The organism is Brachymonas denitrificans, from assembly GCF_907163135.1.
Classification (GTDB): Bacteria; Pseudomonadota; Gammaproteobacteria; order Burkholderiales; family Burkholderiaceae_C; genus Brachymonas; species Brachymonas denitrificans_A.
Map to the genome: position 1 here is coordinate 2710001 of NZ_CAJQUA010000001.1, position 1532 is coordinate 2711532.

Below are 1532 nucleotides of genomic sequence, written 5' to 3' on the forward strand. Positions count from 1 at the left end.
GGGTGAAAGGCTAAACAAACCTGGAAATAGCTGGTTCTCTCCGAAAACTATTTAGGTAGTGCCTCAGGTATTACCTGCGGGGGTAGAGCACTGTTTTGGCTAGGGGGTCATGGCGACTTACCAAACCAAGGCAAACTCCGAATACCGCAGAGTACAGCCTGGGAGACAGAGCACCGGGTGCTAACGTCCGGACTCAAGAGGGAAACAACCCAGACCGCCAGCTAAGGTCCCTAAAATTGGCTAAGTGGGAAACGAAGTGGGAAGGCTAAAACAGTCAGGATGTTGGCTTAGAAGCAGCCATCATTTAAAGAAAGCGTAATAGCTCACTGATCGAGTCGTCCTGCGCGGAAGATGTAACGGGGCTAAGCCAGTTACCGAAGCTGCGGATGCACAGTTTACTGTGCGTGGTAGGAGAGCGTTCTGTAAGCCTGTGAAGGTGCGTTGTAAAGCGTGCTGGAGGTATCAGAAGTGCGAATGCTGACATGAGTAGCGTTAAAGCGGGTGAAAAGCCCGCTCGCCGTAAGCGCAAGGTTTCCTACGCAACGTTCATCGGCGTAGGGTGAGTCGGCCCCTAAGGCGAGGCAGAGATGCGTAGCTGATGGGAAACAGGTCAATATTCCTGTACCGATTGCAAGTGCGATGTGGGGACGAATCTTAATAGGTGATCCGGGTGTTGGATGTCCCGGTTTAGGCAGAAGTAGGCGTGCAGTAGGCAAATCCGCTGCACATATACCGAGGCTGCCGATCGAGCGAGCATGGCTTGCGAAGTCACTGAACGGGGTTCCAGGAAAAGCCACTAAGCTTCAGCTTGCAACGACCGTACCGCAAACCGACACTGGTGCGCGAGATGAGTATTCTAAGGCGCTTGAGAGAACTCTGGAGAAGGAACTCGGCAAATTGACACCGTAACTTCGGGAGAAGGTGTGCCCTAGTAGTGTGATGAGAGCATCTGAGCATGAACGGGTTGCAAAAAATTGGTGGCTGCGACTGTTTATTAAAAACACAGCACTCTGCAAACACGAAAGTGGACGTATAGGGTGTGACGCCTGCCCGGTGCTGGAAGATTAATTGATGGGGTGCAAGCTCTTGATCGAAGTCCCAGTAAACGGCGGCCGTAACTATAACGGTCCTAAGGTAGCGAAATTCCTTGTCGGGTAAGTTCCGACCTGCACGAATGGCGTAACGATGGCCACACTGTCTCCTCCAGAGACTCAGCGAAGTTGAAATGTTTGTGATGATGCAATCTCCCCGCGGAAAGACGGAAAGACCCCATGAACCTTTACTGTAGCTTTGTATTGGACTTTGAACGGATCTGTGTAGGATAGGTGGGAGGCTTTGAAGGCAGGATGCTAGTTCTGCTGGAGCCGACGTTGAAATACCACCCTGGTGCGTTTGAGGTTCTAACCTAGGTCCCTGAACCGGGACTGGGGACAGTGCATGGTAGGCAGTTTGACTGGGGCGGTCTCCTCCCAAAGCGTAACGGAGGAGTTCGAAGGTACGCTAGTTACGGTCGGACATCGTGACGATAGTGC

The 1532-nt window shown here is 52.3% G+C and carries 1 rRNA gene (cut by a window edge); it reads left to right on the plus strand.

What is annotated here, in order from left to right:
* Positions 1-1532: ribosomal RNA gene (locus KKQ75_RS12715) — 23S ribosomal RNA — on the plus strand (its annotated part extends 766 nt beyond the left edge of the window); the annotation flags it as partial.